We start from the raw sequence: 21,506 nt of genomic DNA, 5'->3' as shown, positions 1-21,506 counted from the left end.
CGCTCGGCGCCGCGTTCAACCGTTGCACCGTGAAAGGAATGACGTGTTGTGCGGGATCGGGATGTTGCCGCCGCCCCGGGTCCGCCGATTGCGAAGCGCGTGCCGGAAGGCTAGATGACCCCCAACGGTTCACGAAGGAACGCACGCATGGCCAGCTACCAGTACGTCTACCACATGGATGGTGTTTCCAAGACCTATCCCGGCGGCAAGAAATGCTTCGAGAACATCCGCCTCAGCTTCCTGCCCGGGGTGAAGATCGGCGTCGTCGGCGTGAACGGCGCGGGCAAGTCGACGCTTCTGCGCATCATGGCGGGCTGGGACAAGGATTTCTCGGGCGAGGCCTGGGCCGCCGAGGGCGCCCATGTGGGCTACCTGCCCCAGGAACCCCAGCTTGACGAAAGTCTCACCGTGCGCGAGAACGTCATGCTTGGCGTGGCGGGCAAGAAGGCGAAGCTCGACCGGTTCAACGAACTGGCGATGAACTACTCCGACGAGACGGCCGACGAGATGGCCACGCTCCAGGATCAGATCGACAGCGAGAACCTCTGGGACCTCGACAGCCAGATCGACATCGCGCTCGAGGCGCTGCGCTGCCCGCCCGATGACGCGATGCCCGAGAACCTTTCGGGCGGCGAACGACGCCGCGTCGCGCTGTGCAAGCTGCTGCTCGAAGCGCCCGACATGCTCCTGCTGGACGAACCGACCAACCACCTCGACGCAGAGACCATCGCCTGGCTGCAGCAGCACCTGATCGACTACAAGGGCACCTGCCTGATCGTCACGCACGACCGCTACTTCCTCGACGACATCACCGGCTGGATCCTCGAGCTCGACCGAGGGCGGGGCATTCCCTACGAGGGGAACTATTCCAGCTGGCTCGAGCAGAAGGCCAAGCGGCTGGAGCAGGAGGCGCGCGAGGACAAGTCCAAGCAGAAGACGCTGCAGCGCGAACTTGAATGGATCCGCGCCGGCGCCAAGGCGCGGCAGGCCAAGCAGAAGGCCCGGATCAACGCGTATAACGACATGGTCAACCAGTCCGAGCGCGAGAAGGTCGGCAAGGCCCAGATCATCATCCCCAACGGCCCGCGCCTCGGCGCGAAGGTGATCGAGGTGGACGGCCTGAAGAAGGGCTATGGCGACAAGCTTCTGATCGAGGATCTGACGTTCTCGCTGCCGCCGGGCGGCATCGTCGGCGTGATCGGCCCGAACGGCGCGGGCAAATCCACGCTTTTCCGGATGCTGACCGGGCAGGAGCAGCCGGACGGCGGCACGCTGGAATACGGCGACACGGTGAAGCTGTCCTATGTCGATCAGTCCCGCGACGCGCTCGACCCCGACAAGACGGTGTGGGAGGAGATCTCGGGCGGCGCGGAGATCATCGAACTTGGCGACGCCTCCATGAACTCCCGCGCCTATTGCGGGGCGTTCAACTTCAAGGGCGGCGACCAGCAGAAGAAGGTCGGCCTCCTGTCCGGCGGCGAACGCAACCGCGTCCACATGGCTAAGCTGCTGAAATCGGGGGGCAACGTGCTCCTCCTCGACGAGCCGACGAACGACCTCGACGTGGAGACGCTGCGCGCGCTCGAGGACGCGCTCGAGGATTTCGCGGGCTGCGCGGTGATCATCAGCCACGACCGCTTCTTCCTCGACCGGCTCTGCACCCATATCCTCGCCTTCGAGGGCGAGGCGCATGTCGAATGGTTCGAGGGCAACTTCGAGGATTACGAGGAAGACAAGAAGCGGCGGCTCGGGCCCGACGCCCTGGAGCCGAAACGGGTGAAGTACAAGAAGTTCGCGAGGTGAGGTCCCGCGCCGGCCTCTGACCGGTGTGAGATCGCTTGCTCCAAGGGCGGCTTCGGCCGCCCTTGCCGTTGCGGACGACCCCTTTGCGGAGTTCGCGGCATTTCCGTCCCCCTTGCAACGAATCCCCTTTTGCCCCATATCACCCCCGCGACCGTTACCGCACTCGATACCCTGTCTCCTCTACCCGGACGTCAGCCTCGATCTGCCTAGAACTGACGCCACCCCGCCGCACTTCCGCGGGCGGACAAAGACAGGAGACATCACGATGGCCACCGGCACCGTGAAATGGTTCAACAGCACCAAAGGCTTCGGCTTCATCGCACCCGATGATGGCGGCAAGGACGTGTTCGTCCACATCAGCGCCGTCGAGCGTTCGGGCCTCACCGGCCTCGCCGACAACCAGAAGATCAGCTACGATCTGGAATCCGGCCGCGACGGCCGCCAGAGCGCGGTAAACCTGCAGCCCCAGTAAGGCCGCGGCACCGACAGGATCAGGGGCGCGCCCACCGGGGCAGCGCCCCTTTTTCATGTCCGGTCGCTTGGAATGCGGGCAAAGCGGCATTAAGTTGACTATGACAACTTGATCAGAGGTCCGACCATGTCCCATCACCTCACCTGCCTGTCCTGCGGCTCCGTCAACCGGGTGCCGGCCGAGCGCCTGTCGGCCCATCCAAAATGTGGAACCTGCGGCGCGAAGCTGGCCGAGCCGCGCGTCCACGACATCGACACCGCGACCCTCAGGAAGGCCGAGACAAAGGACACCCTGCCCCTGCTCGTCGACTTCTGGGCACCCTGGTGCGGGCCCTGCCGGATGATGGCGCCCGAGTTCGAGAAGGCCGCCCGCGCGCTTGCGCCGAACGCCCGGTTCGCGAAGGTGAACACGCAGATCCATGGCGACGCCTCGCAGCGATACGGCATCCGGGGCATCCCGCTCCTGATCCTGTTCCGGGGCGGGCAGGAGGTCGCGCGCCTCACCGGTGCCCGGCCCGCGGCCGAGATCGAGGCCTTCGTGCGGAGTCACATGGCCGCGGCCTGACGAAAGCGCCGACTGGACAGACGCGCGGGCTGTCGCCTAGCGTTGGGACATGTTCAGGCGTTCATTCCTTCTTTGCGGAACCGCGAGCGTGGCGGCCTGCCAGCTGGCAGACCCGACGACCGTCCGGGGTGGTGTCTCGCTTTCGCCCGGAACGACGCTGATCGTCCTGCGCCATGCCGAGCGCGACGACGAGGCCCTGTCGCGGCAGGGGCATAACCGGGCGCAGGCGCTGGTCGCCGCGCTCGAAGGTGTGCCGGTCGACGCGATCTACACCCGCGACATTCCCCGCAACCTCGAAACGGCGGCTCCGCTTGCGCGTGCACGCGGGCTGCCCGTCTCGGTCATCGCTGCCGAAAACCCGGCGTCCGAACTTGCGCGGCTCGGCGCGGGGCGTACCGTCGTCTGGGTCGGCAACCGGGACAATCTCGCCGACATCTGGACCGCGCTCGACGCGCCGGGAGAAGCACCCGTCGTCTACGGAGAGCTGTTCTTCGTGTCCGCCGGCCGTCCGCCCCAGGTCGACAGACGGCGCTTCGGCGCCTGAGCCGAGGGCGCACGGCGCGTCACGATTCGGGCGGAGCGCGAACCGCTGGACAGGGCTGTAACCGGGCCTGACGGCCTTCATCGGCCCCCGATGGCCGCCAAACTCCTCATTTTTCGGCGGAAATCCGCCATTGTTCGCGTTTTGGAAACAACTTTGTATGCGCGCCCAAAATTTACCACATTTTTACCCTACGAACGTATCCGTGGGTTCATGCCGAACCCTTGAGGAGGGACTGCGTGGCAATAGGACTGGTCTTCCTTGCGGGCTTCATCGCGCTTCCAGTGGCACTTGGCGCCTGGATACTGGGCGGTGCTACCTTCGTGGGAGCCGTGTTGATCTATGTCGGCACGGGTTGGGCGGTCCTCAGCGCAGGTATGCTGTCCTCGATCCTCGCGTCGGTCTTTGCTCGGTCGAACGCCATGCCCCACGAACCGGCGCACGTCGCCATGAAGGTCAAGGTCGTAGACCGCGGTTGACCTGCCCGGCCGGTGTGCGCACCGCCTCGCTCCCATTCACCCGAAACCCGTCGCCGCATCGCGTCTGACGCAATGACCCGAACTGAATTCGAGTCACTGCGCCAACGACCCAGGAGCAGGTGATCACGACGAGGGGCGGAGCGGTCAGCACCGCCCCGCGCGGGCCGGTCCGCGTTCAGCGAACGGCGATGACGAGCAGCACGGGAATCGCCATCGCGCTCCAGATGCAGAAGAACATCGCCGCGCGGCCCATCTTGTTCCACAGCGCGATGTCGGCATCTTCCTCGGTCTGAGCGACGGCGATTTCGGGCTCGATATAATCCATCCGCGACATGTCTGGTCTTCTCCGTCTTTTGGTTCGTGCCATGTGGCTCGCGCCAAATCCAAGATAGCGCACCGGCCCGACGCGTCCAGCGTACATCGGCGATCTCGGCACAAGACGCGATCTCCCGCCGATGCGGCAGGCGGATGGCGCCACCGGCATCGGCCACGCCGAATGCCCATCCCGCCACTGGCCACGCGCCGTTTCGCGGCTATGCTGGACCAAAGCGGCGCGCCGGCCGCACCTGCCTTGCCGAGAGACCACGATGATCAGACGCGCGCTTCTTGCCCTGTCCGCCAGTATCGCCTTCGCCGCGCCCACCGCCGTCCTGCCGACGGCCGCAAAGGGCCAGAGCGCCGAGGAAACCGCCTTCGTGATGGCCTTGATGGAAGGGATGAACCAGCTCTCGGTACGTTTCGACCGGGAGGTCTGCGGCTTCATCCTGCGCGACGCGGAGGGGCGCTATTCCTCGACCAAGGTTTCCTGGGGCGGGTCGGCGAGTTGCGCGTCATTGCCGCTCGGCCACGGGGTCATCCCGGTCTCGTCGTGGCACACCCATGCCGCCTGGGCCCGCGGCTACGACGGCGAGGTTCCCTCGATCCAGGACGTGGAGGGCGACATGTCCATGGGCGTCAACGGCTGGGTGGCGACGCCGGGCGGACGCCTCTGGTTCGTCGAGGGCGCGACCGGAAGCCTGCGCCAGGTCTGCGGACGCGGCTGCCTTCCGGTGGACCCGGGCTTCGTGCCCGAGGAACATGGGCCTGTCCCCGAGGGCTTTTCCCTCGACGGCCTCTACGCGCGGTTCGGGCGGTCGCGCTAGGCAGGACCGCCCGAAGAGGCGCCTACTCGGCCGCGTCGAGGTATTCCTCGACCGGCGGACAGGTGCAGACGAGGTGGCGGTCGCCGTAGACGTTGTCGACCCGGTTGACCGGTGGCCAGTACTTGTCGACCCGGAAGGCCCCCGGCGGGAAGCACCCGGCCTCGCGGGTGTAGACGCGGTCCCAGTCGCGCACGAGGTCCTCCATCGTATGCGGCGCAAGGCGAAGCGGGCTCTCCTCCACCGCGATGGAGCCGCTTTCGACCGCCGCGATCTCGTCGCGGATCGCCAGCATGGCGGTGACGAAGCGGTCGAGCTCGGCCTTCGTCTCGCTTTCCGTCGGCTCCACCATCAGGGTGCCCGCGACCGGCCAGCTCATCGTCGGCGCATGGAAGCCGTGATCCATCAGCCGCTTGGCGATATCGTCGACGGTGACGCCCGCCTCCGCGAAAGGCCGCGTGTCGAGGATGCATTCGTGCGCGACACGCCCCCGACCGCCGGTGAAAAGGACGTCATAGGCGCCCTTCAGCCGTGCCGCGATGTAGTTGGCGTTCAGGATCGCCACCTTCGTCGCCTGCGTCAGGCCCGCGCCGCCCATGAGCCGCACATAGGCGTAGGAGATCGGCAGGATCGAGGCCGAGCCGTAGGGCGCGCCCGACACCGGACCCTCGGCGCCCCCCGTCTCGGGATGCCCCGGAAGGTGCGGCGCGAGATGCGCCTTGACCCCGATCGGCCCCATGCCCGGCCCGCCTCCGCCATGGGGAATGCAGAAGGTCTTGTGCAGGTTCAGGTGGCTCACGTCCGCGCCGATCTCGCCCGGCTTCGACAGGCCCACCATCGCGTTCAGGTTCGCGCCGTCGAGATAGACCTGCCCGCCATGGGCATGGGTGATCTCGCAGACCTCGCGCACCGTCTCCTCGAAAACGCCATGGGTCGAGGGATAGGTGATCATGCAGGCCGCCAGCCGGTCACCCGCCGCCTCCGCCTTGGCACGGAAATCGTCCAGGTCGATGTCGCCGTTCTCGGCCGCCTTCACCACGACCACGTCCATGCCCGCCATCTGCGCCGAGGCCGGGTTCGTGCCATGGGCCGAGACCGGGATCAGGCAGACGCGCCGGCGATCCTCGCCGCGCGCCTTGTGATAGGCGGCAATCGTCAGAAGACCCGCGTATTCCCCCTGCGCGCCCGAATTCGGCTGCATCGACATCGCGTCATAGCCGGTGATCTCGCAGAGCTTGTCCGACAGGTCCGCGATCATCTCGGCATAACCCTCGGCCTGGTCGGCGGGCGCGAAGGGGTGGATGCCGTTGAACTCGGGCCAGGTGACCGGCATCATCTCGACCGCCGCGTTCAGCTTCATCGTGCAGGAGCCCAGCGGGATCATCGCCCGATCGAGCGCGAGGTCCCGGTCCGAAAGACGGCGCATGTAGCGCATCATCTCGCTCTCGGCGCGGTTCATGTGGAAGATTGGATGGGTGAGATAGTCGCTCGTCCGCAGAAGCGGATCGGGGATCGCGGGCGCGACCGATGCGGGCAACTTGCCAAGCCCGAAGGCCTCCGCCACCGCGTCGAGATGTGCCTCGGTCGTGGTCTCGTCGACGGAAATCCCGATTCGGACCGACCCCACGTCGCGCAGGTTGATGCCGCGGGCCACCGCGGCGGCCATGATCCGCGACTGTTTCGCGCCCACCTTCACCGTGATCGTGTCGAAGAACGCGTCCGCTTCCGGCGCGAACCCCTTGGCCTTCAGCGCCGCCGCCAGCCGCGCGGCCTTGATGTGTACCCGCTCGGCGATGGCGCGCAGGCCCTTCGGCCCGTGGAACACCGCGTAGAAGCTCGCCATCACCGCCAGGAGCGCCTGCGCCGTGCAGACGTTCGAGGTCGCCTTCTCGCGCCGGATATGCTGCTCGCGGGTCTGCAGCGAGAGGCGGTACGCCTTGTGCCCGTGGCTGTCGACCGAGACGCCGACGATCCGCCCCGGCATCGCGCGCTTGTGTGCGTCGTGGCAGGCGAGGAAGGCCGCGTGCGGCCCGCCATAGCCCAGCGGCACGCCGAAGCGCTGCGCCGAGCCCACGGCGATGTCCGCGCCCATCGCACCCGGCTCCTTCACCAGCGTCAGCGCGAGCAGGTCCGTCGCGACGATTCCGATGGCCTTGTGCTCGTGGAGCGCCGCGATCGCCTCCGACGGATCCACGAGGTGCCCGTAGGTCCCGGGATACTGGAAGATCGCTCCGAACACGGCCGCGGGGTCGAGGTCCTCGGGCGGGCCGACGATCACCTCGATCCCCAGGGGCTCGGCCCGCGTGCGCATCACCGCGATGTTCTGCGGATGGCAGTTCTGATCGACGAAGAAGCCGCGCGCCTTCGACTTCGCCACGCGCTCGGCCATCACCATGGCTTCCGCGCAGGCGGTGGCCTCGTCGAGCAGCGAGGCGTTCGCGATCTCCAGCCCCGTGAGGTCCGCGACCATCGTCTGGAAGTTCAGAAGCGCCTCGAGCCGCCCCTGCGCGATCTCGGGCTGGTAGGGCGTGTAGGCGGTGTACCAGGCCGGGTTTTCCAGCACGTTGCGCTGGATCGCGGGCGGCGTGTGGGTGCCGTAGTAACCCTGCCCGATCATCTGGACCATCGGCTTGTTGCGGCCTGCGATCTCCCGCATGTGGTCGAGAAGCTCCGCTTCCGACATCGGTGCCCAGTCGAGCGGCGCGGCCTGCCGGATCGCGGCGGGCACCGTCTGTTCGATCAGCTGGTCAAGCTCCTGCACGCCCACGACTTCCAGCATCTCGGCCATCTCGGCGGGCGAGGGGCCGATGTGGCGGCGGTTGGCGAAATCGGTCGGGTCGTAGTCGGTCGTCGTCCAGGGCATCTTCCGCTCCAAATGGCCTCGGGTCTGGTGGCCGAAATCCCGCCCGCGGCGCGCCTCCGGTTCCGGCCTTCATCCTGGCCGAAAACTCCGGGGGAGACGCCGCAGGCGTCGGGGGCAGCGCCCCCTATCTCGAAGAATCGCCGCCGCAGGCGGCCGGACCTATTCCCCGATATGGTCCTTGTACTCGTCCTCGGTCATGAAATCGTCGAGCGCGCTCTCGTCCTCGACCTTGATCTTGAAGAACCAGGCGTCGCCCATCGGGTCCTCGTTCACCAGCGCGGGGTTCTCGGTCAGCGCTTCGTTCACCTCGACGATCTCGCCGTCGATCGGCGCGACGATGTCCGAGGCCGCCTTGACGCTTTCGATCACGACGATCTCGTCGCCCTTGGCGACCTGCGTCTCGATCTCCGGCAACTCGACATAGACCACGTCGCCCAGCTGCGTCGCGGCGTATTCGGTGATGCCCACGACGATCACGTCACCCTCGGGGCGGAGCCATTCATGGTCTTCGGTGAACTTCATCTGTCCCTCTCTCGGTCTTGGCCAGGGTTGTCTCAACGTTTGTAGCCGGGTGGCACGAAGGGCAGCGGCGCCTGGCGCGCGGCGAGGCGCCTGCCCCGAACCTCCCCGAAAATCGTGGCATCGGAAGGCACGCCCGCGTCAAGCAGCGCGATCGCCACGGGGGCGCCGAGCGTCGGCCCGAACCCGCCCGAGGTCACGTGGCCCACCTGCGCCCCGCCCTCGGCGGCCTCGAAGAGCGGCGTTCCCGCCCGCATGGGCGCGCGGCCCTCCGGCAAAAGTCCGGCACGGCGGCGCGAGGCGCCATCAGCGAGCTGGCGCAGGATCACGTCCGCGCCCGGGAACCCGCCCGCACGTTCCCCACCCGTCCGGCGAACCTTCTGGATCGCCCAGGCCAGGCCCGCCTCGACCGGCGAGATCGTCGGCCCGAGGTCCTGTCCGTAAAGCGGCAATCCCGCCTCCAGCCGGAGCGAGTCGCGCGCGCCGAGGCCCACTGGCGCCACCCGGTCGTCGGCCAGCAGCGCCCGGGCGAAAGGCTCGGCCACCCCGGCGGGCATTGAGATCTCGAAACCGTCCTCACCGGTATAGCCCGAGCGCGTCACGCGGAGCGCCGCGCCCTCCCAGTCCATCCGCCGCGCATCCATGAAGCGCATCCCGGTGACCTCCGGCAGAAGGCACGACAGCGCCGCCTCCGCCATCGGTCCCTGAACCGCCAGAAGCGCGAGCCCCTCCAGCACATCGACCGCCGGCAGATGGGCCTTCAGGTGCGCGATATCCGCCTCCGCGCAGGCGGCGTTCACGACGAGGTGCAGCCCGTCGCCATGCCGCGCGATCATCAGGTCGTCGTGCAGGCCGCCGGCGTCGTTCGTGAAAAACGCATAACGCTGCCGCCCCTCCGACAGGCCGACGATATCCATCGGCACCAGCGCCTCGAGCGCCGCGCCCTCATCTGCGGGCAGCATCACCTGCCCCATGTGCGACACGTCGAACAGCGCGGCCTTCTCCCGGCACCACAAGTGCTCGGCCATCACGCCGGGACCATAGCGCACCGGCATCTCCCAGCCGGCGAACGGCACGAATTGCGCGCCAAGTTCCTCGTGAAGCGCGCGGAGCGGCAGTGTCTTCAGGTTTTCCGTCGCAGGCGCGGTGTCGGCCATCTTTCCCCGTTCCCCGGGCCCCGATCGATCGAGGATTGGCCCGGCATCGCTGTGACGCGCAAACGCGCCCTCTCCGATGCCCCCTCTGTCCTTTCGCCTGAGATCGTTATCCCTTCGGCGGATGCGGACCGCGCCGCATCTCTCTCCAGAGTCCTTCGCCCACCGAGGTCCGTTTGCCTGAGAGTTTACCGGGGCGGTTGCTCCTTCGGCCCTGTCCGTCCCGATCCGGTCCGTCCAGCGTCTCCCCCATGCGGGCAGCGTCACAATAGCGAATGCGTACGCCCCCGCAAGAGGGCTTGCAGGCCGTTGGCGCATGCGACAAGTCTGCGCCCATGCCGACGCGCGATCCCTTCTTTTTCGGTTACGGCAGCCTCGTGAACCGCGACACCCATGCCTTCCCGCATGTCGCCCGCGCGCGTGTCCGGGGCTGGGCCCGGACATGGAAACGAACGCGACTGCGCAAGGTCGCGTTCCTCACCGCGGTCGAGGCGCCCGGCATCGAGATCGAGGGGCTGATCGCCGCCGTTCCGGACGCCGACTGGGTCGCGCTCGACGCGAGGGAATACGCCTATCACCGCCTGCCCGTGCTGGAAATCGACCACGAGCACGCCCCCCACGCGCTCGACGTGCAGATCTACCGGACCAAGCCCGAACACGACACGGACGGGTCCGAGGAGCATCCGATCCTGCTCAGCTACCTCGACACGGTGATCCAGGGCTACCTCCGCGAATTCGGCGAAGCCGGCGCGCGCCGTTTCTTCGAGACCACCGGGGGATGGGAGGCGCCGGTGTTCGACGACAGGGCAACGCCCGTTTACACCCGCGCGACGGCCATCTCACCCGAGGAGCGGGACTTCGTCGACGCGGAACTGACCCTGCGCGGCGCGCGGCGGATCACGCGGCTCTGAACAAGGCCTCTCCAGCCGCGCCATAAACCCTTCGGTAACGCGAAGGGCCTATCCATCCGGACGAACATGGACCCGGCGAAGGGGGAGGCCGATGACAGGACGATGGAAGGTCCGCAACGACCAGAGCGTTTCCGACTACTGGCCGATGATCGAGATGATCGACCGCACCCAGGCCCGGATCGAGTTCCAGCCCGATGGAACCATCAACTGGGCCAACGCGAATTTTCTCGCAGCCACAGGTTTCACCCTCGACGAGATCAAGGGACGGCACCATCGGATCTTCTGCGACGCGGACTATGCCCGCAGCGGGGAATACACGGATTTCTGGCGCCGTCTCGCCGCCGGCGAAAGCTTCTCCGGGGAATTTCCGCGTGTGACGAAGGATGGCAGGCGGCTCTGGATCTTCGCAACTTACGCACCTGTGCTGAACAATGACGGAACCGTGCAGCGGATCATGAAGCTCTGCACGGACATCACGGCGCGCAAGATCGCCGTGGACAGGATCGCCGCCGCGCTGACCGAACTGGACCGCGGTCGCCTCGACGTCCGGCTGGACCTTGGCCAGGGGTCCGGTCTCGAACACGTGGAACCCGCCTTCAACGGTGCGATGGTCGCCCTTGAAGGGGCGACGAAGCGAACGCTGGCGACCATCGACATTCTGGAGGAGACGCTGGCGCGGGCCGTCGGCGAGGGACGGCTTGCCATCGAAGAGACCGGCGCAAAGGCCGACGAATGCCGCCGGACGCGCGAGCAGGTGGGGCATGCCGCGCTGTCGCTCGGCGCCGCGGTCGGCCGTGTCCAGGACGCAGGCTCGGTCTTCGGCCGTGGCGTCGACGATGTCGGCTCTGCGGCCACCATGGTCGATAGCGCCCTCGGCGCCGCCCGCGAGATGGGCGACGAGGCGCGCGCGATGATTTCGGTGAACCGCCTGATCGAGGACGTGTCCTTCCAGACGAACCTGCTGGCCCTCAACGCGGGAATCGAGGCCGCCCGCGCCGGCACCGCGGGCGCAGGCTTCTCCGTCGTCGCCGCGGAAATCCGGACGCTGGCGCAGCGCGCGGCCGATGCCTCGCGCGAGATCGCCAACCGGATCCAGAAAATCAACGACCATTCCGCGGGGCTGATCTCACGCGTCGACGAAGGGCACCGCAAGCTCGCCGATGTCCTTGCCGGCCTCGCGGAGGTGTCCGGCAGCATGGCCTCGATCGGGGATCTGACCCGGACGGAGGCCGAGACCTTGCGCAGTTCGGACCAGACGCTGGCGCGTCTGACGCAGCGTCTCGAGAAGGCACACCATGACGCGATGAGCCGCACCGCGGAAACGGAGGGACAGGTGGCTCAGTTGGCCCGCGTGGGCGCCGAGATGAGATCGATGCTTGGCCAGTTCGCAGACGAAACGCCGACCGGACGGTTCGCCGCACAATGAGCGCCAGGGCCTGCTCGCCGCCCTCCGCAGGGCGGCATGTCTTCAGAGCGTCGGCTTCTTCTGCAGAAGCCGCATGACATCCGCCATCTCGGGACCCTTCTCAAGCCCGGTCACCGCCTTGCGCAGCGGCATGAACAGCGCCTTGCCCTTGCGACCGGTCGCTTCCTTCACCGCGGTCGTCCAGTTGCCCCAGGTCTCCCCATCATAGGGTGGGTCCGGAAGCATAGCGAAGGCCCCTGCCACGAAGTCCCGGTCCTCCGGCGCAACGACAGGCGCCGCCCCGTCGCGGAACAGGGCCCACCACCCCGGAATGTCGGCCCGCGTCCCGATATTGGCGCGCGCGACCTCCCAGAAGTCACGGGCCAGTGCATCGGGCACGCCGAGGGCCGCGATCTCGCCCGCAACCTCCTCGAACGAGGTCTCGTGCAGGACACGTGCCGTAAGCGGCCAGAGATCGGCCTCGTCGAACTTCGTCGGCGCCGAGCCGAAATGAGACAGGTCGAACCCGTCCGCGATCTCGTCGAGCGATCCGGCGATCTCCACCGGCTGGGACGAACCGATCCGCGCCATGTGGCTGAGAAGCGCCATGGGCTCCACGCCCGCCGCGCGCAGATCGCGCAGGCTGAGCGTGCCAAGCCGCTTCGATAGCGCCTCGCCCTGCGGCCCGGTCAGAAGCGAATGATGCGCGAAGGCAGGGTGCCCGTGGCCCAGCGCGGCCATGATCTGGATCTGCGTCGCGGTGTTCGTCACGTGGTCGGAGCCGCGCACCACATGGGTGATGCCCATGTCCACGTCGTCCACGACCGAGGCGAGCGTATAGAGCACCTGTCCGTCCGCGCGGATCAGGACCGGGTCCGAGACGCTGCCCGCGTCGATCGACAGCGCGCCAAGGATGCCGTCTTCCCACTCGATCCGCTCCTGGTCGAGCTTGAAGCGCCAGACACCCGGCCCGCGCTCGGCCCTGAGGCGCGCCGTTTCCTCCTCCGACAGCGCCAGCGCGGCACGGTCATAAACAGGCGGAAGCCCCATGTTCAGCTGCTTCTTGCGCTTGAGGTCAAGCTCGGTCGGCGTCTCGAACGCCTCGTAGAAGCGGCCCATGTCGCGCAGACGATCGGCCGCCTCGGCATAACGGTCGAGCCTGAGGGACTGCCGTTCGATCCGGTCCCAGGTCAGGCCGAGCCATTCCAGGTCCTCCTGGATCGCATCGGCGTATTCGTCCTTCGACCGCTCCGGATCGGTGTCGTCGAGCCGCAGGATGAAGGTGCCACCGGCCTTCCGCGCGATCAGGTGGTTGAACAGCGCCGTGCGCAGGTTGCCGACATGCAGGAAACCCGTGGGGGACGGCGCGAAACGGGTGACGGTCATGGGTGATGCTCCCGGACGGCAGATGCGACGCGTCCTCTTTCACAGACGCGGGTCAAAGTCCATAAGGGGGACATGGAGCGACGCGCCGATTGCACTGACTGGACCGCGCCGGGCCTCGGCGAGTTCGAGGCACTGGCCGATGGCGCGCTCGCCATGCTGCCGCAGCCCTACCAGAAGGCCGCCCGTGACCTCGTGATCCGGGTCGAGGATTTCGCGCCCCGCCGCCTCCTGCTGGAAATGGGGGTCGAGGACCCGTTCGAATTGACCGGTCTCTATGACGGCACCCCGATGACCGAGAAGTCGGTGACCGACCAGCCCGGACAACCCGACACGATCTGGCTATTCCGCCGCCCGATGCTCGACGAATGGGCGGACCGGGGCAACGTCAGCCTGGGCGAACTCGTGACCCATGTCCTTGTCCACGAACTGGCGCATCACTTCGGCTGGAGCGACGACGACATCGCCCAGATCGACCCCTGGTGGGAATGATGTCCCGCCACCGCTTGCGGTAACCGCACCTTAAGTATTTGACGCCATCTTCTCGCCGGAGACCCGGCCCACTCTGGTGCGCCGTATCGGTATACGGGAGAGCCTTCGCATGAGCGCCCAGGTCGCAACGATCCGCAAGCCGGTCGCACCGCCTCTGGCCGCGTTTCTCGATTCCGTTCCCCTGCCGATGTGCCTTCTTCGCCCCGATCCCGGCGGCATGCCCGAGTTCCTGCACGGCAACGGCGCGCTCGGGCCGCAGGCCGCAAGGCTCTGGGAAAGGACCTGTCGCGCGGACGGAGATCCGACATGGCTGGACGGACCACGCGGGCGGATCCTGCGCGCGGTGAACGCAAGCGCGACCTCGCGACTTCCCGTCATGGTCGACGAGCGGACCGAACGCGATGGCCAGGCGCAGTGGTCTCGCACGGTCCTCACCCGAATCGAAGACGACGGTGACGTGCTCGTGCTGGCCATCACCATGCCGGCCAGCGACGACCAGGCCGCGGCATTCGAAACGGCGCGCGCCCTCACCGACCTGTCGGTCCGGTTCGAGGAGTTTCGTGTCTTCGCGACGATGGCGGCACATGACGCACGCGCGCCGCTGGCCACGGTCGCAAGCCTGCTGGACCTCGTCGTCGACGACTTCAGCGACCTAGGCAACGGCAAGGCCGAGCTTCTGCACCTGTGCCGCGACACGGTGGTCGAGGCGATGAACCAGATCGCGACGACACTGGAACGCGCCCGCATTCTGCATGCCGCTCAAGGGTTCGAGCAGGATGTCGACATCGGGCGTCTCTGCGCCGACGTGGCCGGTCTCATCGACCCCGAGGGGCGGCTGGACATCGCCATGCCACGGGGCCGGGTGGTCTGCGACCCCGCCGTGCTGCAGCTGGTTCTGCGCAACCTGATCTCCAACGCCGCTGGGTTCTGCAAGGGGCGGATCGAGGTCCATCTCGGGGCAGACGCCTCGCGGGGCATCCTCGTGCTTCACGTCGCCGACGATGGCCCCGGCCTGCCCGCGGACTTCGATCTGTCGCGGCTGATCCGCTCGGCGCGCGAACGCGACGGTGCGCACGGTTTCGGGCTCGCCTCGATCGTCCAGCTGACCCGCGCAAGGGGCGGCAGCCTCCGGATCGGGGCGGCTGGATGGCAGACCGACCTGCCGGGGGCGGTCTTCCGGCTGGAGCTTCCCGGTCGACTGCTCGGCGCGGAAGGGGACATGCCCGGGGTGGCTGCATCCAGGTAGCTTTGGCCGAGCGGGTCCAGCCCGGCGTCGATCAGCCCTGCGCGGGCGACGGCCCTTTTGCTCGAACGGTGGTTCATGGAATGGCAACCCTTGCCGGGCCTCTGCTCGCCATGCCGCGCGAGGACATCGCGGACATCTGCATTTGAGGCAACACATACGCAGAAGGGTTCGCAGGGCATCGTCCGGGCGATCTCCACAGCGGTCGAACGCGTCCAGCCCGTCGTCTGCGCCGGGAAGCGTCCCCGGCGCAGACATGCGGGGCAAAGCCCGTCAGGCGATCTTCGCGGTCAGTTCCACCTGACGCCGGGCCTGGTGGCGGATGGCGGCGGCGACCTTGTCGGTAACCTCGCCGGCTTGGGTGGACACGCCGTAGGGGTTGCCGCCGGCCTCGAAGAGCGAGGGGTCGGTGTAGCCCGGTGCGACGATCACGGCCCCCCAGTGCATCGCCGTCGTGTAGAGCGAGACGAGCGTCGTTTCCTGCCCGCCATGCACGTTCTGCGCCGACGTCATGGCGCTGAAGGTCTTGTTGGCGAGCTTGCCCTCGAACCAGAGGCCGCCAAGCGTGTCGATGAAGGCGCGCATCTGGCTGGCCACGACGCCGTAACGGGTGGGGGCCGAGATGAGATAGCCATTGGCCCATTCCATGTCGGCATTGGTCACCTCGGGGAGATCGGCGGTTTTCTCGGCCTGCGCCTTCCAGGCGTCCTGGCCCGCAACGACTTCGGCGGGCGCAGTTTCCGGCACGCGGAGAAGACGGACTTCGGCACCGGCCTCGCGGGCGGCCTCGGCGGCGATCTCGGCCATGCGATGGTTGGTGCCATAGGTCGAATAGTAGATGACGGCGAGTTTGACGTCGGACATCGGGTAGCTCCCTGTTCACGGATTGATTTCCGCGCCATCAGGTGCTCCGCTGCGGCGCAGCGCTCAATTCCGCAGCGCCGCATGTCCGCTGTGCGCCGTTTCACACGTCAGCGGAACGGCGTGCCGTGGCACCAGACGGTGAGGGAATGGCGCTGTCCGCGCGTGACCGGCACCACCCGGTGCAGGACGAAGGAAGGAAACAGGGTCGCGGCGCCGCGCGCCCTTTCCGCCGAAAGCGCGCCGGCCCCGGGCATGACCTCGAGCGTGCCGCCATCGTATTCGTCGGGTTCGGACAATTGCACGACGATCGTCAGCTTCCTGCGTTCCGCGAGCCGTCCCTCGCCGATGTCGGAATGCCAGCCGAAATGCCCCTCGCGCTCGGCGCCGTAGCGGGCGACCTGCGGGCTTTCGGCGAACTCGGTGATGTCGAAATCGAAGACCTCGCGGTTCGCCTCCCTGACAAGGGCGATCATCCGGTCCATGACCCAACCCGTCCCCTCGACCTCGTCCAGCCAAACCAGGTCCGCGCGGCGCAGGTTGTGGTCGCGGGCCTGCCGCACGAGCCCCGCGTCACGGGCCGGAGCATCGGCCAGAGCGTCCAGAAGCCGGGTGCATTCGGCACCTGTCAACGCATCGCGCACGGTGTGAACGGCGATCATTCGCGGTCTCTCCAGAGGGAACGCGCGGACCGTGGATCAATTCCGGCCGCGTCGCATTCACGCGAGATGGCGCCGGCGCATGCCCCGGTCAAGATGGGTCAGACGCGCTTGCCCTCCGCGAGCCGTTCGAGAAAGCGTTCTGCGCTGTCCAGCGCGCCGCTCCGCTTCTCCTCCGACATCCGCGCCCAGGTTCGGTACATCTGGGCCATGCGCGGGTTCTTTCCGAACCGGTCGCGGTTCCGATGCAGGAAGGCCCAGTAGAGATAATTGAACGGACACGCCTTATCCCCAGACTTTTCCCCAACATCATAGCTACATTTCTTACAATAATCGGACATCTTGTGGATATAGACGCCCCCGGAAACATAGGGCTTCGAACCCACGATTCCGCCATCGGCGAACTGGCTCATGCCGATGACGTTCGGCGCCTCGACCCATTCGTAGGCATCGGCGTAGACCGCGAGATACCATTCGTGGACCTCGTGCGGATCGATGCCCGCCAAGAGCGCAAAATTGCCGGTCACCATCAGCCGCTGGATGTGGTGGGCATAGGCCTCGTCCCGCGTCTGCTCCACCGTCCGCGCAATGCAGCGCATGTCGGTGTCGGCCGTCCAGTAGAAGTCCGGCAGCTTGCGCTGGTGGTCGAGCACATTGCGCCGGACGTAGCCGGGCCCCTCGCGGAAGTAGATCCCCCGCATGAATTCGCGCCAGCCGATGATCTGGCGGATGAAGCCCTCGACGGCATTCAGCGGCGCGTCCCCCGATCTGTAGGCGGCCTCGGCGGCGTCGCAGATCTCGCGCCATCCCAGAAGCCCGGCGTTGAGGTACATCGATATGACGGAGTGGTAGAGGAACCGGTTTCCGTCCAGCATCGCGTCCTGGTAATCGCCGAAGCGCGGGAGCGCGTTCGCGATGAAATGCCCCAGCGCCCGGCGCGCCTGCCCCCGGTCGGTCGCGAACCAGAAAGGGCGGAGCGTGCCGAAGTTCCCGCCGAACCGCGCCTCGACAAGCGACAGCACCTCCTCCACCGTCTCGTCCGGGTCGAAGTGCATCGGCCCGCCGAAGCCGATGTCGTCCGGCGCGGGCTTGCGGTTCTCGTGGTCGTAGTTCCACTTGCCGCCCTCGGGCTTGTCGCCATCCATCAGAAGCCCGATCTTCCGCCGCATCTCGCGGTAGAACCACTCCATCCTCAGTTCCTTGCGCCCCTCGGCCCAGGCGTCGAAATCGGCATGGGAACAGAGGAACCGGTCATCGGGGAACTGGTGGACGGGAAGCGGGCAATCCTCCAGCGCGGCGATCAGACGGAATTCGCCCGGTTCGGTGGCAAGGACCTCGGTCGCGCCGGCCTCCTCGGCCCGTCGCAGAAGCTCGCCGGAGATGGAACCCGCGTTCTCGGGGTCGTCGAGGCGCGTGTAGCGCACGCGCCAGCCATCGGCCTCCAGGCCCGCCGCGAACTTGCGCATGGCGGCGAAGAGGAAAGCGATCTTCTTGGGATGGTGGGGGACGTAGGAGGCTTCGTCCATCACCTCGGCCATGACGACAATATCGCGGGCGCGGTCGGCCTCGCGGAGTGCCACGATGTCCGTGGACAGCTGATCCCCGAGGATCAGGACGAGGCGTTTCGTCATGGGCGGCTCACCACGGGATCTCGCGGCCGGCGTAGTCGAAAAAGCCGCCAGACTGCGCCTGCGTCAGACACTCCATCACGTCGAGAAGGTTGCGCGCGGCCTCCTCCGGCGTGCTCTTGCCGTGGGCCGGATCGTAGCCCTCGGTGAATTGCGTGGCGACCGTGCCGGGGTGAAGCGCGGCGATGACCGCCTCGCGATGCGACCGGCCAAGCTCGATCGCCGCGCCATGCACGATCTGGTTCAGCGCGGCCTTGGAGGCGCGGTAGGAATGCCAGCCGCCGATCCGGTTGTCGCCGATGGAACCCACGCGCGCGGACAGGACACCGGTAACCGAGCGGCCCTTCTTGGGCAGGAGGCGCGGGAGGTGCGACAGGATGAGCGCGACGCCGATGGTGTTGACCGCGAAGACCCGCGCCATCGCCGCGCCATCGATTGCCGACAGTTGCTTTTCCGGGCCGCTTCCTTCCGGTGCGAGGATGCCGATCGACACGAAAACGGCCTGGAACGGGCCCTCCAGCGCGCCCAAGGCCAGCGCGACCGAGGCCGGGTCGGTCACGTCCAGGCCGTCGTCCGATCGCGACAGGGTCGTGACGTTTCCGCCGCGGGCACGCATCTCGTCCACGACCGCCCGTCCGATGCCGCCCGAGGCGCCGATGACCAATGCTTCCATCATGCCGCGGGCAGCTAAGGCGCGAGTGGCTCTGGTCAATCCGGACCCCGCGTCGCAGTCTGAGACAGCCAGAGGAGGACCGGATGTCAAAGCCCATCATTTACCACATCCCCGTCTGTCCCTTCTCGCAGCGGGTCGAAATCCTGCTGGAACTGAAGGGCCTGCGCGGCGCGGTGGAGTTCCGCGTGGTCGACATCACCAAACCGCGCGATCCGCATATCCTCGAGCTGTCGCGCGGGACAACTGCACTGCCGATCATGGACCTTGGCGGTGGACGGGTGCTGAAGGAAAGTCTCGTCATCCTGCGCTACGTGGAAGAGGCCTATCGGGAACTGCAGATCGCCCGCTCCGATGCCTACGAGCGCGGAGTGGAACGGCTGCTGATCGACCGCGCCGGCGATTTCACCATGGCGGGCTACCTGATGGTCATGAACCGCGACCGCGAAAGGATCGGGGAAAAACGGGAGGCGCTGCTCGGCCATTATGCCTGGCTCGACGACTTTCTGCGCCACCACAACCCGGATGGGACGTTCCTGTTCGAACGGTACGGTCTGGCCGACCTCGTCTACACACCGATGTTCATGCGGTTCTGGTTCCTCGACTACTACGAGGGCTTCGACCTCCCCGTCGATCCCGCCTTCGCACGCGTCAGGCGCTGGCGCGACGCCTGCATCGCCCACCCGGCGGCGCAGCAGGTCAGCTATGAGGAAATCGTGAAACTCTACTACGACTACGCCGCGGGTCTCGGGAACGGGGCCCTCGGACCGGGGCGTTCCCGGTCCAGTTTCGCATTCGATCCGGACTGGCGCGCGCGTCCGATGCCACCGAAGGACAAGTACGACCGGATCGCCTCGGACGAAGAGTTGGGGTTGGTCTGAGCGTCCCAGACGGGTCAGCCGCACTGACCCGATTGGGGCTTTTCAACCCCGGCCCGATGGGTATTGTCTCGGCCCCATGACCATGCAGGTTCATATCGCCCCGCTGCCCGCGCCGAGTGCGCGGCCGCTCCTGCTTGGCCTTCTGCTCCTTAGCCGCCTCTGAGCGTGCCACTCGGCGCGACCGCTCAGGGGAGGATCAGCGCCGGCGACACGACACCAGACGCTAAGGAAACACCACCATGACCACCGAAAACCGCGTGTTGATCTTCGACACAACCCTCCGCGACGGCGAACAATCGCCCGGCGCCACCATGAGTCACGAGGAAAAGCTGGAGATTGCCGCGCTCCTCGACGACATGGGCGTCGACATCATCGAGGCGGGCTTTCCCATCGCATCGGAAGGCGATTTCGCCGCCGTCTCGGAAATCGCGAAACTTGCGAAGGACGCCACGATCTGCGGCCTCGCGCGCGCCAACCTCAAGGATATCGACCGCTGCTGGGAAGCGGTGCGGAACGCGCGGTCGCCGCGCATCCACACGTTCATCGGCACGAGCCCGCAGCATCGCGCCATCCCGAACCTGACCATGGACGAGATGGCCGAGCGGATCCACGAAACGGTCACCCACGCGCGCAACCTCTGCGACAACGTGCAATGGTCGCCGATGGACGCGACGCGGACCGAGTGGGACTATCTCAAGCGCGTCGTCGAAATCGCCATCCGCGCGGGCGCGACGACGATCAACATTCCCGATACCGTGGGCTACACGGCGCCCGTCGAAAGCGCCGAGCTGATCCGGCGGCTGATCTCGGAATGCGAGGGCGGCGAGGACGTGGTCTTCGCCACGCACTGCCACAACGACCTCGGCATGGCGACGGCGAACGCGCTGGCCGCCGTTGCGGGCGGCGCGCGCCAGATCGAATGCACGATCAACGGGCTGGGCGAACGCGCGGGCAACACGGCACTGGAAGAGGTCGTGATGGCCATGAAGGTCCGCCACGACATCATGCCCTACACCACGGGCGTCGACACGACGAAGATCATGCACATCTCGCGGCGCGTCTCGACCGTCTCGGGCTTCGCGGTTCAGCCGAACAAGGCCATCGTCGGCAAGAACGCCTTCGCGCACGAAAGCGGCATCCACCAGGACGGGATGCTGAAATCGGCCGATACGTTCGAGATCATGCGCCCCGAGGATGTGGGCCTTGCCGGCACCTCCCTGCCCCTCGGCAAGCATTCGGGGCGTGCGGCGCTTCGGGCGAAGCTGAAGGACCTCGGCTTCGACATGGTCGACAATCAGCTCAACGACCTTTTCGTGCGGTTCAAGGCACTGGCCGACCGCAAGAAAGAGGTCTTCGACGACGACCTGATCGCGCTGGTGACCGATGCCGCCGCCGCCGGGACCGAGGATCACCTGGAGCTGAAGTTCCTGCGCGTGATCTGCGGCACCGAGGCGCCGCAATCGGCCGACATCACGCTTCGCGTGGGCGACAAGGACCGGCAGGCGACGGCACAGGGCGACGGGCCGGTGGACGCCGCCTTCAACGCGGTCAAGGCGCTCTACCCCAACGACGCCGTCCTGCAGCTCTACCAGGTGAGCGCCGTGACGGAGGGAATGGATGCGCAGGCGACCGTGATGGTCCGGATCGAGGAGGACGGGCGCATCGCCACGGGACAGTCGGCGGACACCGACACGGTCGTGGCCAGCGTGAAGGCCTACGTCAACGCACTCAACCGCCTGATCGTGCGGAAGGAGAAGCTCGGCTCGGACCGGCGCGAGGTCTCCTACAAGGACGTCAGCTGATGCGCGGCGCGGCCATCGTCCTTGTCGCGATGGCCGC

General features: G+C 67.1%; 21 protein-coding genes and 1 riboswitch. Of the genes, 12 read left to right on the top strand and 9 right to left on the bottom strand.

Translation table 11 applies throughout. The features are described from left to right. The first annotated feature begins 147 nt into the window (after nt 1-147). The 5 genes from ettA to N8I71_RS19425 all read left to right on the top strand — a co-directional run bounded on the left by ettA (nt 148) and on the right by N8I71_RS19425 (nt 3,859). On the top strand, nt 148-1,803 hold the full coding sequence (gene ettA / locus N8I71_RS19445; RefSeq protein WP_262879701.1) for an energy-dependent translational throttle protein EttA: 1,656 nt from the start codon (nt 148-150) through the stop codon (nt 1,801-1,803). Nucleotides 1,804-2,068: 265 nt separating this feature from the next. Beyond that, on the top strand, nt 2,069-2,275 hold the full coding sequence (locus tag N8I71_RS19440) for a cold-shock protein (RefSeq protein WP_262879700.1): 207 nt from the start codon (nt 2,069-2,071) through the stop codon (nt 2,273-2,275). Nucleotides 2,276-2,401: 126 nt separating this feature from the next. Beyond that, nucleotides 2,402-2,839: a thioredoxin TrxC gene (trxC, locus tag N8I71_RS19435; RefSeq protein WP_262879699.1), complete on the top strand. Its 438-nt coding sequence runs from the start codon at nt 2,402-2,404 to the stop codon at nt 2,837-2,839. A gap of 49 nt (nt 2,840-2,888) precedes the next feature. Then, nucleotides 2,889-3,383 (top strand): histidine phosphatase family protein, encoded by a 495-nt coding sequence (locus tag N8I71_RS19430; RefSeq protein ID WP_262879697.1) that lies wholly within the window; start codon nt 2,889-2,891, stop codon nt 3,381-3,383. Between the two features lie 236 nt (nt 3,384-3,619). Beyond that, a complete protein-coding gene (locus tag N8I71_RS19425) occupies nt 3,620-3,859 on the top strand; it encodes a hypothetical protein (RefSeq protein ID WP_262879696.1) in 240 nt (79 codons plus the stop codon). Between the two features lie 175 nt (nt 3,860-4,034). Here N8I71_RS19425 and N8I71_RS19420 read toward each other — a convergent pair whose 3' ends face one another. Further along, nucleotides 4,035-4,193: a hypothetical protein gene (locus tag N8I71_RS19420; protein WP_262879695.1), complete on the bottom strand. Its 159-nt coding sequence runs from the start codon at nt 4,191-4,193 to the stop codon at nt 4,035-4,037. A 253-nt stretch (nt 4,194-4,446) separates the two neighbouring features. On the opposite strand from N8I71_RS19420, the gene N8I71_RS19415 reads away from it, so the two are divergent. After that, nucleotides 4,447-5,001, top strand: coding sequence for a DUF4329 domain-containing protein (locus tag N8I71_RS19415; RefSeq protein ID WP_262879694.1), 555 nt, complete (start codon nt 4,447-4,449; stop codon nt 4,999-5,001). Nucleotides 5,002-5,023: 22 nt separating this feature from the next. Here N8I71_RS19415 and gcvP read toward each other — a convergent pair whose 3' ends face one another. The 3 genes from gcvP to gcvT all read right to left on the bottom strand — a co-directional run bounded on the left by gcvP (nt 5,024) and on the right by gcvT (nt 9,537). Further along, nucleotides 5,024-7,861 (bottom strand): aminomethyl-transferring glycine dehydrogenase, encoded by a 2,838-nt coding sequence (gcvP, locus tag N8I71_RS19410; protein WP_262879693.1) that lies wholly within the window; start codon nt 7,859-7,861, stop codon nt 5,024-5,026. Nucleotides 7,862-8,020: 159 nt separating this feature from the next. Then, on the bottom strand, nt 8,021-8,383 hold the full coding sequence (gene gcvH, locus N8I71_RS19405; RefSeq protein ID WP_262879692.1) for a glycine cleavage system protein GcvH: 363 nt from the start codon (nt 8,381-8,383) through the stop codon (nt 8,021-8,023). 32 nt (nt 8,384-8,415) lie between these two features. Further along, a complete protein-coding gene (gene gcvT, locus N8I71_RS19400; RefSeq protein WP_262879691.1) occupies nt 8,416-9,537 on the bottom strand; it encodes a glycine cleavage system aminomethyltransferase GcvT in 1,122 nt (373 codons plus the stop codon). Nucleotides 9,538-9,692: 155 nt separating this feature from the next. Beyond that, nucleotides 9,693-9,794, bottom strand: a riboswitch (glycine riboswitch). 75 nt (nt 9,795-9,869) lie between these two features. On the opposite strand from gcvT, the gene N8I71_RS19395 reads away from it, so the two are divergent. Further along, nucleotides 9,870-10,445 (top strand): gamma-glutamylcyclotransferase family protein, encoded by a 576-nt coding sequence (locus N8I71_RS19395; protein WP_262879690.1) that lies wholly within the window; start codon nt 9,870-9,872, stop codon nt 10,443-10,445. Nucleotides 10,446-10,536: 91 nt separating this feature from the next. Then, nucleotides 10,537-11,871, top strand: coding sequence for a methyl-accepting chemotaxis protein (locus N8I71_RS19390; protein ID WP_262879689.1), 1,335 nt, complete (start codon nt 10,537-10,539; stop codon nt 11,869-11,871). A 42-nt stretch (nt 11,872-11,913) separates the two neighbouring features. Here the strand turns inward: N8I71_RS19390 and gltX are convergent, their stop codons facing one another. Beyond that, the gene (gene gltX, locus N8I71_RS19385) at nt 11,914-13,236 is read right to left on the bottom strand and encodes a glutamate--tRNA ligase (RefSeq protein ID WP_262879688.1); all 1,323 of its coding nucleotides are present in this window, start codon (nt 13,234-13,236) and stop codon (nt 11,914-11,916) included. Nucleotides 13,237-13,308: 72 nt separating this feature from the next. Between gltX and N8I71_RS19380 the strand changes: the two genes are divergently transcribed. Both N8I71_RS19380 and N8I71_RS19375 read left to right on the top strand, forming a co-directional pair. After that, on the top strand, nt 13,309-13,725 hold the full coding sequence (locus tag N8I71_RS19380) for a metallopeptidase family protein (protein WP_262879687.1): 417 nt from the start codon (nt 13,309-13,311) through the stop codon (nt 13,723-13,725). Between the two features lie 109 nt (nt 13,726-13,834). Beyond that, nucleotides 13,835-14,971 (top strand): sensor histidine kinase, encoded by a 1,137-nt coding sequence (locus tag N8I71_RS19375; RefSeq protein ID WP_262879686.1) that lies wholly within the window; start codon nt 13,835-13,837, stop codon nt 14,969-14,971. Between the two features lie 270 nt (nt 14,972-15,241). Here N8I71_RS19375 and wrbA read toward each other — a convergent pair whose 3' ends face one another. From wrbA to N8I71_RS19355, 4 genes are all read right to left on the bottom strand, one after another. Further along, a complete protein-coding gene (wrbA, locus tag N8I71_RS19370) occupies nt 15,242-15,832 on the bottom strand; it encodes an NAD(P)H:quinone oxidoreductase (protein WP_262879685.1) in 591 nt (196 codons plus the stop codon). 107 nt (nt 15,833-15,939) lie between these two features. Beyond that, nucleotides 15,940-16,491, bottom strand: a complete 552-nt coding sequence (locus N8I71_RS19365) for a 2OG-Fe(II) oxygenase (protein ID WP_262879684.1) — start codon at nt 16,489-16,491, stop codon at nt 15,940-15,942. Nucleotides 16,492-16,589: 98 nt separating this feature from the next. Next, nucleotides 16,590-18,119, bottom strand: coding sequence for a cryptochrome/photolyase family protein (locus N8I71_RS19360; RefSeq protein WP_262879683.1), 1,530 nt, complete (start codon nt 18,117-18,119; stop codon nt 16,590-16,592). A 7-nt stretch (nt 18,120-18,126) separates the two neighbouring features. Beyond that, nucleotides 18,127-18,792, bottom strand: a complete 666-nt coding sequence (locus N8I71_RS19355) for an SDR family NAD(P)-dependent oxidoreductase (protein WP_262879682.1) — start codon at nt 18,790-18,792, stop codon at nt 18,127-18,129. Between the two features lie 80 nt (nt 18,793-18,872). Between N8I71_RS19355 and N8I71_RS19350 the strand changes: the two genes are divergently transcribed. Together N8I71_RS19350 and N8I71_RS19345 are read left to right on the top strand one after the other, a co-directional pair. Further along, nucleotides 18,873-19,667, top strand: coding sequence for a glutathione S-transferase family protein (locus N8I71_RS19350; protein ID WP_262879681.1), 795 nt, complete (start codon nt 18,873-18,875; stop codon nt 19,665-19,667). Nucleotides 19,668-19,906: 239 nt separating this feature from the next. Beyond that, nucleotides 19,907-21,469: a 2-isopropylmalate synthase gene (locus N8I71_RS19345; RefSeq protein WP_262879680.1), complete on the top strand. Its 1,563-nt coding sequence runs from the start codon at nt 19,907-19,909 to the stop codon at nt 21,467-21,469. Nucleotides 21,470-21,506: the final 37 nt, after the last annotated feature.

It is taken from the genome of Roseicyclus sediminis, assembly GCF_025515305.1.
Lineage (GTDB): Bacteria > Pseudomonadota > Alphaproteobacteria > Rhodobacterales > Rhodobacteraceae > Roseibacterium > Roseibacterium sediminis.
Note: the sequence above shows the minus strand (reverse complement) of the source record. Positions and strands in the feature narration are given on the sequence as shown.

Excerpts from the sequence above, each read along its gene's own strand:
- N8I71_RS19440 (WP_262879700.1), top strand. The coding sequence starts at position 2,069 with ATGGCCACCGGCACCGTGAAATGGTTCAACAGCACCAAAGGCTTCGGC.
- N8I71_RS19375 (WP_262879686.1), top strand. The coding sequence starts at position 13,835 with ATGAGCGCCCAGGTCGCAACGATCCGCAAGCCGGTCGCACCGCCTCTG.
- N8I71_RS19415 (WP_262879694.1), top strand. The coding sequence starts at position 4,447 with ATGATCAGACGCGCGCTTCTTGCCCTGTCCGCCAGTATCGCCTTCGCC.
- N8I71_RS19380 (WP_262879687.1), top strand. The coding sequence starts at position 13,309 with ATGGAGCGACGCGCCGATTGCACTGACTGGACCGCGCCGGGCCTCGGC.
- N8I71_RS19430 (WP_262879697.1), top strand. The coding sequence starts at position 2,889 with ATGTTCAGGCGTTCATTCCTTCTTTGCGGAACCGCGAGCGTGGCGGCC.
- wrbA (WP_262879685.1), bottom strand. The coding sequence starts at position 15,832 with ATGTCCGACGTCAAACTCGCCGTCATCTACTATTCGACCTATGGCACC.
- N8I71_RS19350 (WP_262879681.1), top strand. The coding sequence starts at position 18,873 with ATGTCAAAGCCCATCATTTACCACATCCCCGTCTGTCCCTTCTCGCAG.
- gcvP (WP_262879693.1), bottom strand. The coding sequence starts at position 7,861 with ATGCCCTGGACGACGACCGACTACGACCCGACCGATTTCGCCAACCGC.
- N8I71_RS19360 (WP_262879683.1), bottom strand. The coding sequence starts at position 18,119 with ATGACGAAACGCCTCGTCCTGATCCTCGGGGATCAGCTGTCCACGGAC.
- ettA (WP_262879701.1), top strand. The coding sequence starts at position 148 with ATGGCCAGCTACCAGTACGTCTACCACATGGATGGTGTTTCCAAGACC.
- N8I71_RS19345 (WP_262879680.1), top strand. The coding sequence starts at position 19,907 with ATGACCACCGAAAACCGCGTGTTGATCTTCGACACAACCCTCCGCGAC.
- N8I71_RS19390 (WP_262879689.1), top strand. The coding sequence starts at position 10,537 with ATGACAGGACGATGGAAGGTCCGCAACGACCAGAGCGTTTCCGACTAC.
- N8I71_RS19355 (WP_262879682.1), bottom strand. The coding sequence starts at position 18,792 with ATGATGGAAGCATTGGTCATCGGCGCCTCGGGCGGCATCGGACGGGCG.
- gltX (WP_262879688.1), bottom strand. The coding sequence starts at position 13,236 with ATGACCGTCACCCGTTTCGCGCCGTCCCCCACGGGTTTCCTGCATGTC.
- gcvH (WP_262879692.1), bottom strand. The coding sequence starts at position 8,383 with ATGAAGTTCACCGAAGACCATGAATGGCTCCGCCCCGAGGGTGACGTG.
- N8I71_RS19365 (WP_262879684.1), bottom strand. The coding sequence starts at position 16,491 with ATGATCGCCGTTCACACCGTGCGCGATGCGTTGACAGGTGCCGAATGC.
- N8I71_RS19420 (WP_262879695.1), bottom strand. The coding sequence starts at position 4,193 with ATGTCGCGGATGGATTATATCGAGCCCGAAATCGCCGTCGCTCAGACC.
- N8I71_RS19395 (WP_262879690.1), top strand. The coding sequence starts at position 9,870 with ATGCCGACGCGCGATCCCTTCTTTTTCGGTTACGGCAGCCTCGTGAAC.
- trxC (WP_262879699.1), top strand. The coding sequence starts at position 2,402 with ATGTCCCATCACCTCACCTGCCTGTCCTGCGGCTCCGTCAACCGGGTG.
- gcvT (WP_262879691.1), bottom strand. The coding sequence starts at position 9,537 with ATGGCCGACACCGCGCCTGCGACGGAAAACCTGAAGACACTGCCGCTC.